Source organism: Paraconexibacter sp., from assembly GCF_041602235.1.
GTDB lineage: Bacteria > Actinomycetota > Thermoleophilia > Solirubrobacterales > Solirubrobacteraceae > Paraconexibacter.
Genome location: NZ_JBFIGP010000156.1, coordinates 1 through 8,858, shown reverse-complemented (window position 1 = coordinate 8,858; position 8,858 = coordinate 1). Strand labels below are relative to the sequence as shown.

At 72.2% G+C, this 8,858-nt stretch carries 8 protein-coding genes and 1 pseudogene; 3 read left to right on the top strand and 6 right to left on the bottom strand.

Annotated elements, in window-relative coordinates:
* Positions 1–326 precede the first annotated feature (326 nt).
* Positions 327–788, top strand: coding sequence for an Rrf2 family transcriptional regulator (locus tag ABYE80_RS12945; RefSeq protein ID WP_372790699.1), 462 nt, complete (start codon positions 327–329; stop codon positions 786–788).
* Here the strand turns inward: ABYE80_RS12945 and ABYE80_RS12940 are convergent.
* From ABYE80_RS12940 to ABYE80_RS12925, 4 genes are read right to left on the bottom strand one after another with little or no spacing between them, the layout of a single operon-like run.
* Positions 778–1,749 (bottom strand): sulfate/molybdate ABC transporter ATP-binding protein, encoded by a 972-nt coding sequence (locus ABYE80_RS12940; RefSeq protein ID WP_372790698.1) that lies wholly within the window; start codon positions 1,747–1,749, stop codon positions 778–780. The two genes, ABYE80_RS12945 and ABYE80_RS12940, sit on opposite strands and share 11 nt — an antisense overlap.
* Before the next feature lie 2 nt (positions 1,750–1,751).
* Positions 1,752–2,564, bottom strand: coding sequence for a sulfate ABC transporter permease subunit (locus ABYE80_RS12935; protein ID WP_372790697.1), 813 nt, complete (start codon positions 2,562–2,564; stop codon positions 1,752–1,754).
* Entirely contained in the window at positions 2,554–3,417 is an 864-nt protein-coding gene (cysT, locus tag ABYE80_RS12930; RefSeq protein WP_372790696.1) for a sulfate ABC transporter permease subunit CysT, read from the bottom strand. The genes ABYE80_RS12935 and cysT overlap by 11 nt, the downstream gene beginning before the upstream one ends.
* Entirely contained in the window at positions 3,414–4,376 is a 963-nt protein-coding gene (locus tag ABYE80_RS12925) for an extracellular solute-binding protein (protein ID WP_372790695.1), read from the bottom strand. The genes cysT and ABYE80_RS12925 overlap by 4 nt, the downstream gene beginning before the upstream one ends.
* 143 nt (positions 4,377–4,519) lie before the next feature.
* On the opposite strand from ABYE80_RS12925, the gene ABYE80_RS12920 reads away from it, so the two are divergent.
* Together ABYE80_RS12920 and ABYE80_RS12915 are read left to right on the top strand one after the other, a co-directional pair.
* The gene (locus ABYE80_RS12920) at positions 4,520–6,139 is read left to right on the top strand and encodes an FAD-dependent thymidylate synthase (protein ID WP_372790694.1); all 1,620 of its coding nucleotides are present in this window, start codon (positions 4,520–4,522) and stop codon (positions 6,137–6,139) included.
* 87 nt (positions 6,140–6,226) lie between these two features.
* A complete protein-coding gene (locus tag ABYE80_RS12915) occupies positions 6,227–7,390 on the top strand; it encodes a lactate 2-monooxygenase (protein WP_372790693.1) in 1,164 nt (387 codons plus the stop codon).
* Between the two features lie 16 nt (positions 7,391–7,406).
* On the opposite strand, the gene ABYE80_RS12910 is transcribed toward ABYE80_RS12915, so the two are convergent.
* Both ABYE80_RS12910 and ABYE80_RS12905 read right to left on the bottom strand, forming a co-directional pair.
* A complete protein-coding gene (locus ABYE80_RS12910) occupies positions 7,407–8,447 on the bottom strand; it encodes a metallophosphoesterase (RefSeq protein ID WP_372790692.1) in 1,041 nt (346 codons plus the stop codon).
* Between the two features lie 38 nt (positions 8,448–8,485).
* A pseudogene (locus ABYE80_RS12905) lies at positions 8,486–8,858 on the bottom strand (AMP-dependent synthetase); the annotation flags it as partial.

Here is an 8,858-nt window from a genome sequence, read left to right as displayed (position 1 = left end):
CTCGTCGACGGACAACTCCGGTGCAGGGGTGTTCATGTGGCTCCTCGGTTCATGGTTCCGGGACATCACCGCCGCAGGCGGACGCGTACGTGGGCACGCGGCGGGTCGGGTGCCGGCGTGACGCGGAACAGGGAGGCTGCACCGCAAAGCACCGGCAGTTCATCGAGGGCACGCGACGCGCCCGACGAACGAGTACACGAGGAACCTATCGCATGCGGTCCTCGACCGGCCTGCCCTGACGACGCCTGCGTTCGCGTCACGGGGCCCGCAGGCGCTGCCGAGATGGCGTCCGAGGCGCTGCGATCCCGATCGGCGATGATTCGCTGGTGCGCATCTCCGCCAAGGCTGATTACGCCGTGCGTGCCGCCATCGAACTCGCGGCCCGTCCCGACGACGACCATCACATAAAAGGGGAGACGCTCGCCCGGGCCCAGGGCATACCGCTCAAGTTCCTGGAGAACATCCTCAGCGATCTGCGCCAGGCCGGACTCGTTCGCAGCCGCCGGGGAGCCGACGGTGGGTACCTTCTCGCCCGCCCTCCGGCGGACGTGACGATCGCCGACGTCATCCGCGCCGTGGAGGGGCCGCTGGCCCATGTCCGGGGCGAGCGCCCGGAGGAAGTGAGCTATGCAGGAAACGCCGAACCGCTGCAGCAGGTGTGGATCGCCGTACGCGCGGCGCTGCGCAGCGTGCTGGAGGAGACGACGCTCGCCGACGTCGCGGCAGGCGATCTGCCAGACGATGTGACGAAGCTCGCGTCCGACCCGCAGGCGTGGATCACGCGCTGATCGCCAGCTCCGGCTCCTGCCGCCCCGGTCCGGTGGACCGCACCCAGACGATGTCGCCGGGGCACAGCTCGAGCTCGGCTGCTTCGTGTCGCGTGACCTGCACCGCGAGTGGCGGGCCGGCGGGGAGGGTGAGCTCAACCCGCACCTCGAAGCCCAGATGCGCCACGCGTGCGACCTGGGCCTCCACCGCCCCCTCGCGGGGATAGGGGGAGATCGCCAGGTCGTGCGGGCGCAGCTGGCGATCGCCGAGCTGCACCACCTCGCCCAGGAACGACATGACGAACGGCGTCGCCGGCCGGTCGTAGAGCTCGCGCGGCGGGCCGACCTGCTCGATCCGGCCCTCGCTCATGACCGCGATGCGATCGGTGACGTCCATTGCCTCCCCCTGGTCGTGCGTGACGAGCACGGTGGTGACGTGGACCTTCTCGTGCAGGCGTCGCAGCCAGGCCCGCAGCTCGGCGCGGACCTTGGCGTCGAGCGCGCCGAAGGGCTCGTCGAGCAGCAGCACCTTCGGCTCGACGGCGAGCGCGCGGGCGAGCGCCATCCGCTGACGCTGGCCGCCGGAGAGCTGCGACGGGTAGCGCCGCTGGTACCCGGCGAGGCCGACGACGCCCAGCAGCTCGTCGACACGGGCGTCGACCTCGGCCCGCGGACGCTTGCGGATCGTCAGCCCGAACGCGACGTTGTCCCGGACGCTCAGGTGCTTGAACGCCGCGTAGTGCTGGAACACGAACCCCACCCCGCGCTGCTGCGGCGGGACGCCGGTGACGTCGCGGCCGTCGAGGACCACGGTCCCCGCGTCCGGCCGCTCGAGGCCGGCGATCACACGCAGCAGCGTGCTCTTGCCGGACCCGGAAGGCCCCAGCAGCGCGGTGAGGGAGCCGCTGGGGATGTCGAGACTGACGCCGTGCAGCGCGCGGAACTCCCCGTAGTGCTTGTCGACGTCGGAGACGGTGATCATGGTCAGTGGTCCTTGCGCGGATTGACGAGGGTCAGGGCCAGCAGCGTCCCCAGGGCGAGGACGGCGAGCAGCGCGGAGGCCGCGTAGGCCCCCGCCAGGTCGAAGTTCTGGTACCGCTGCTCGACGAGCAGGGGCAGCGTGATCGTCTCCCCGCCGATCTTGCCGCTGACGACACTCACGGCCCCGAACTCCCCGACGGCGCGCGCCGTCGAGAGCACGACCCCGTAGGCGATGCCCCAGCGGATCGACGGCACCGTGATGCGACGGAACGCCTGCCAGCGGGTCGCCCCGAGGGTGGCGGCGGCCTGCTCCTGCTCGTCGCCGATCTCGCGCAGGACGGGCATCACCTCGCGCGCCACGAAGGGCAGGCAGACGAACACGGTCGCGATGACCATCCCGGGCAGGCTGAAGATGACCTGGATGCCGGCGGTCGCGAGCTCGTCCCCGAACCAGCCGGTCCGGCCGTACACGAGCACGAGCGCCAGGCCGACGACCACCGGGCTGACCGCGAACGGCAGGTCCAGGACCGCCTCGATCAGGGGCCGGGCGCGGCTGCGGCCGAGCCGTCCGCGCACCAGGGACAGCGCGGTCAGGACCCCGAGGACGGTGTTGAGCGGCACGGCGATGGCCGTCACCGTGAGCGTGAGCCAGAAGGCGCTGATCGCCGCCGGCGTCGTGACGCTGTCCCACACCGCGCCGACGCCGGGGGCGAACGTCTCATAGAGGATGTAGCCAACGGGGAACGCGAGCAGCAGGCCGAGGTAGCCCAGGGCGATCGTGCGCAGCCCGATGCGGGTCAGCGTCTCAGCGCGCATGGCGGGTCCCCCATCGTTCCAGCAGCCGCAGCCCCAGCAGCACCAGCAGCGACAGGGCCAGCAGGACCACCGAGACCGCCGAGGCGCCGCGCAGGTTGTCGGACTCGAGCTGCTTGAACACGAACACCGAGGCGACCTGCGTCTGGAACGGGATGTTGCCGCTGATGAGGATGAGCGAGCCGAACTCCCCGACCGCCCGTGCGAAGGCCAGCGCGGCACCGGACAGGACGGCGGGCGCGAGGTTCGGCAGCACGATCCGCCGGAAGATCGTCGCCGGACCCGCGCCCAGCGACGCGGCGGCTTGCTCCATCTCGCGGTCGAGCTCGATGAGCACCGGCTGGACGGACCGCACGACGAACGGCAGCGTCACGAACAGCAGGGCGAGGGCGACGCTGGCCTGCGTGAAGCTGACGTTCACGCCGATCGGGCTGCGCGGCCCGTACAGCGCCAGGAGCGTCAGGCCGGCCACGATCGTCGGCAAGGCGAACGGCAGGTCGATGATCGTGTTGACGAACGCCTTGCCGCGGAACGAGTCGCGGACGAGCACCCAGGCGACGACGGTCCCCATCACCGCCTGGATCGCCGCGACGAGAAGCGACACCAGCAGCGTGAACCGCAACGCGTCGACCGCCTGGCGGCTGCTCACCGACGCCCAGAACCCGGCGAGCCCGTCGTCGAACGACCGCGTCGCGACGGCCGCCAGCGGCAGCAGCACGACGAGGCCGAGCCACAGGACGATCGTCCCGACGGCGAGGCGCGGCGGGATCGGGTCGCCGGTGAGCGCCGGGCTGGCCGCCCGCGCTCGCCGGACGCGGCCGAGGCGCCCCAGCGCCGATGTCGCGAGCGTGCTCACTTGGCCGTCGAGACCCCGGCCGCTTCCTCGATCTTCGCGATCGAGCCGGTCTCCGGGTCGAAGAGGTCCGCGTTGAGCTTCTTCCAGCCGCCGAGGTCCTCGATCGTCCGGAGCTTCGGGGCGGGCTTTCGAGGACCGGCGGGCGGGTCGTAGCCCCAGCCGGCGAAGAACTTCTGGCCAGCCGGGCCGGTCGCGTAGTCGATGAACGCATCAGCCTCCGGCCCGGCGTCCTTGGTGCGGGCGATGAGGATGTCGATCCGCAGCGTGTCGTCGGGGATCACCACGTCGACGTCCGCGCCCTTCTTCTGGGCGGTGACGCCCTCGTAGGCGTAGGACAGCAGGACGTCCCCGGTCCCGGCGGTGAAGGTCTGCAGCGCCTCGCGTCCGGACTTGTCCTGCACCTTCACATGCTCGGTGAGCAGCTTCTCCGTGTAGGGCAGCCCGCCGTGGGCGTACGCGCCCAGGAGGTTCCACTTCGCCGCCCCCGAGGTGAACGGGTTCGGGGTCACGACCTCGACGCCGTTCGCGAGGAGGTCGTCCCAGCCTCGGATCTTCTTCGGGTTGCCCTTGCGGACGATGAACGCGACTTGCGAGGTGGAGATCGTGCGGAAGTCGCTCACGACGCCCGCGTCCTGCAGGCGCGTCATGTCGGGCTCGATCGAGAAGGAGACGACGTCGGCCTTCTGCCCCGCATCGACGGCCCGGCTCTGGTCGCCGGAGGCGCCGAACGACGTCTTGACCGCGACGCCCCGGCCGGCTGCGGTCGCGCCGAACGCCGGGATGAGCTCGTCGTAGACGACCTGGGGGGTGGAGTAGGCGACCAGGGACAGCGACCCGCCGCCGGACGTCGCTCCCGCGGGGGTGGCGGCCTTCGAGTCCGACGCCCCGCCGCACCCGTTCGCCACGAGGGCGAAGGCTGAAGCCGCGAGCGCGGCGAGAAGAGCGGGTGAGCGATGCACGAGAGGTCCTCCGTGAATGGTCCGATAGCTGATCTGGATTCGGCACAATACACATTCTTCAGTTGATCGGTAGGAAAAGCCGTGATTAGGCCGCCCCGGCCGCGCGTCGCACCCGCCGACCTGCTCGCTAGGCTGGCCCGTCCGTGCTCTACCCGGTCGAATCCTTCACCACCGACGAGCGCGCGCTGCTCGCGCCGCACGTCACGAACCTCGATCAGCCCGTGTTCGCGCTGGTCGGCCTGCCGGAGACGGTGAAGGGTGCGCTCTTCGCCCGGTACTCCCGCTATCAGGGCACGCTGCGGCGCCTGTTCCTGGACGAGTTCGCGGACTCGCTGGGCACGACGACGTCCACCCCCGCGTGGGAGGGCGACGAGGGCCGCCGCGCGGCCGACCTCTACGAGCGCATCTTCGTCGGGTACGGGGACGACTCCGTCGCGCAGCTCGGCGGCGCGCACGTCGCGTGCGAGTGGACCTCGAACGTCCTCACGAAGATCCTGCAGCGTCCGCGCCTGGGCTCCTACCTGGAGCAGTCCACGCGCTACATCGCCTACGACGCGCCGATGGACGCGTCGGAGTCCGAGCCGCGCTACCGGTACTACCGCGACGAGCAGCTCGGTCCCACCTACGAGGCCGCGATGGACGAGATCTTCCGGATCTACTCCGCCTGCCTACCGCGCGTCATCGAATGGGCCGACGGCGCCTACCCGCCGCCCGACGGCGAGCCCAGCGCCGCGCACCGCCGGGCGATCACCGCCAAGGCGCTGGACCTGCTGCGCGGCCTGCTCCCCGCCGGCTCGCTGAGCCACATGGGCATCTTCGCCAGCGGCCAGACCTACGAGCAGCTCATCCTGCACCTGCTCGCGCACCCGCTCCCCGAGGCCCGCGAGTACGGCCGCATGATCCTCGAGGCGATCAAGGCGACCATGCCGAGCTTCGTCTCGCGCGTGGAGCGCCCCGACCGCGGCGGGGAGTGGATCGGCTACCTCGAGCGCCGCGAGGAGGCGGCGCGTCGCTGGGTCGCGCGACTCGGCCTGGACCGGCCGACCGCCGAGACCGCCGACGCCCGCCCGTCGGTGAAGCTGCTGCACGTCGACGGGGACGAGAACGCCCTGCTGGCCTCCCTGCTGTTCGAGGCGGCGGGCGCCGCCGAGGAGGACACCCTCATCCGGCTGGCGGCACTCAGCGACGAGGAGCGCGCGACGATGCTCGCCGACCTGGTGGGTGACCGGCGCAACCGCCGCCACCGCCCCGGCCGCGGCTTCGAGGCGCTGCGCTACCGCTTCGAGATCGTCAGCGACTACGGCGCGTTCCGCGACCTGCAGCGCCACCGCATGCTCACGGTGCAGTGGCAGCAGCTCGGGCCCGATCTCGGGGCCGGGGTCCCGGAGGAGGTCGTCGCCGCCGGCTGCGGTGACGAGTACCGCCGGGCGCTGGAGATCTCCCGCGCCGAGTACCAGCGCCTCGCCGACGCAGGGCTGGACCGCGCGGCGCCCTACGCCCTGTGCCTGGGCTTCCGCATCCGCTACGTGCTGGACCTGAACGCGCGGGAGGCGATGCAGCTCATCGAGCTGCGCTCGGGGCGCGAGGGACACCCCTCCTATCGCGCGGTCGCGCACGAGATGCACGCGCGCATCGCCGCGGTGCATCCGGCGGTGGCCGGGGCCATGCGCCACGTCGACAACGAGACCGAGCCGCGCCTCGAGCGCATCCTCGGGGAGATGCGCACGCAGGCCAAGCTCGACGCGCTGACGCCGCGGCCCTGAGCGGCCCGTCCGCGCCGTTCCGCGCACCACGGGCCTCGTCGCCCGCCCTCCCCGGCGCGGCCAGCGGCCGACGCATAGGCTGCGCCCATGAGCGACTCGCCTTTCGCCAACTACCAGTACGAGATCTACCTGCAGGGGATGGCCGGGGTGAAGCCCGACCACCCGGTCTCGTGGGCCGACCTCGAGGCGGCCGCGCACGACGCGCTCGAACCGGGGCCGCGCGGCTACCTGTTCGGCGGGGCGTGCACGGAGGACACGATGCGCGAGAACCTCGCCGCGTTCCGCCGCCACCGGCTCGTCCCGCGGATGCTGCACGACGTGGAGACACGGACGACGGCCCGCACGGTCCTCGGGACCGAGATGCCCGCGCCGATCATGCTCGCCCCGGTGGGCGTGCAGTCGATCCTGCACCCCGAGGGCGAGCTCGCCTCGGCTCGAGGTGCCGCGACCGCGGGCCTCGTCTACACCGCGAGCACGGCGTCGTCGTTCACGATGGAGGAGATCGCCGAGGCGGGCGGCGACGCCGACCAGTGGTTCCAGCTCTACTGGCCGCGCGGCGAGGAGCTCGCCGCCAGCCTGGTGAAGCGGGCGGAGGCCGCGGGGTACAAGGCGATCGTCGTGACGCTCGACACCTGGCTGCTGGGGTGGCGTCCCCGCGACCTGCAGGAGGCGTACCTGCCGTTCCTCCAGGGCATCGGGATCGCCAACTACCTGTCGGACCCGGTCTTCCGCTCGACGCTGCCCGCGCCGCCCGAGGAGGACATGGGCGCGGCGATCGGCCAGTTCGTCGGCGTGTTCTCCAACCCGGCCGTCACGTGGGAGGACCTCGCGTTCCTCCGCGAGCAGACGTCGCTGCCGATCGTGCTCAAGGGGATCCTGTCGGGGGCCGACGCCGAGCGGGCCCGCGAGGCCGGCGTCGACGGGCTGATCGTCTCCAACCACGGCGGTCGCCAGGTCGACGGCGCGATTGCGACGCTCGACGCGCTGCCCGAGGTGGTCGAGGCGGTCGGCGACGACCTCGCGGTGCTCCTGGACAGCGGCATCCGCAGCGGTTCCGACGCGCTGAAGGCGATCGCGCTCGGTGCGGACGCGGTCATGCTCGGCCGGCCCTACCTCTGGGGTCTGGCGACCGACGGCGAGGCCGGAGTCGCGCGGACCCTGCGCTCGTTCCTGGCCGACTTCGATCTCGCCATGGCCCTCAGCGGCCACCGGACGATCGACGAGGTCGGTCCGGCAGCCGTCGGGCAGTAGCGCGGGCCTCGCGCCGTCAGGCGTCGAGGTCCTCGGCGGCGACGTCCTCGAGCAGCATCAGCGGTTCGATCCGTCCGTCGCCGTGCACGAGGACCGCGCCGCCCGGCCAGTAGGGGTGGGGCGGGCGCATCCGGTGCAGCAGCAGCGACTCGTGCACCCACGATCCGGTGTTCCAGATTCGCGGCACCCCACCCGGACCCGTCCACTGCTCGGCGGTGTCCGTCGACCGCGGACCCAGGCGGTGCACGTGCCCGAAGACCACGTCGTCGGCGTCGATCCCCAAGCGGTGCACGACGCGCGCGAGCGCCGGGATGCTGGCTCGGCGCATCTGCAGGCCGAGCAGATGCCCGCGGGCCGTCGTGACCCAGTGGTGGCCGGGCGACCGGCCCGCCATCGCCTGCGTGCCGGCCATCGTGGCCCGCCGTGCCGCCGCGACGAGGTCGTCGATCCGGGCGATGGCCCACCGGGGCAGCCACCGGGTCAGCGGCCCCTCCAGCGAGGTCAGGCTCTGGCGCTGCTCGTACTCCATCGGGGCGGCGCCGTCGCGGGGCAGGCGACCGAGCAGCCCGCGCGCGATCCCGAAGGCCGACTCGGGCAGCAGGTGACGATCGAGGTAGTGCCCGTGGGTGGCCCACACGCGCTCGCCGAGCCACACGCCCGGGTACCGGACCGTGACGGTCGCGCCGGCGGCGCCGAGCATCGCGACCAGATGCTCGAGCAGGTATCCGGCGTGCGGTGGGACGACGGTGTCCGAGGTGAGCTCGCGTCCGTCCTCCCGCAGCCAGTCCCGGATCAGGTGCCGGTCGTGGTTGCCGGGCACGACGACGACCTCGCGACCCGGTCCCACCGCTGCGCCGATGTCGCGCAGGACGGGCTCGGCGAGCGCCATCGCCTCGTCGGGACGCGCCTCGAGCAGCTCCACCACGTCGCCCAGCAGGACCAGCCGCTCCACGTCCGCGATCGCGGTGAGCAGCCGTGCCCTGGGGACCGGTGCGCGCGCGACGTCACGGCCCGCCCGACCGCCCAGGTGGAGGTCGGAGATCACCAGGGTGCGCACGGGGCGAACCCTACGTGCCGGGGCGCCTGGGGCGCCCGTCAGCCGTCCCGGCGGGCGCTCTCCTCCTCCTGCTGGCGCAGCTCGATCCGGCGGATCTTGCCGGTGAGCGTCTTGGGCAACTCGGTGACGAACTCGATCTTGCGCGGGTAGGCGTAGGCGCTGAGCCGTTCGCGGACGAACGCCTTGATCTCATCCGCGAGCGCGTCGGAGGGCTCGTGACCGGCGGCCGGCAGGATGAAGGCCTTCACGACGTGGCCGCGTCGCTCGTCGGGCGACCCGACGGCGGCGGCCTCTGCCACGGCCGGATGCTCCAGGCAGGCGGACTCGACCTCGAAAGGGCCGATCCGGTACCCGGCGGCGATGATGAGATCGTCCGCGCGGCCCTCGTACCAGTAGTAGCCGTCGTCATCG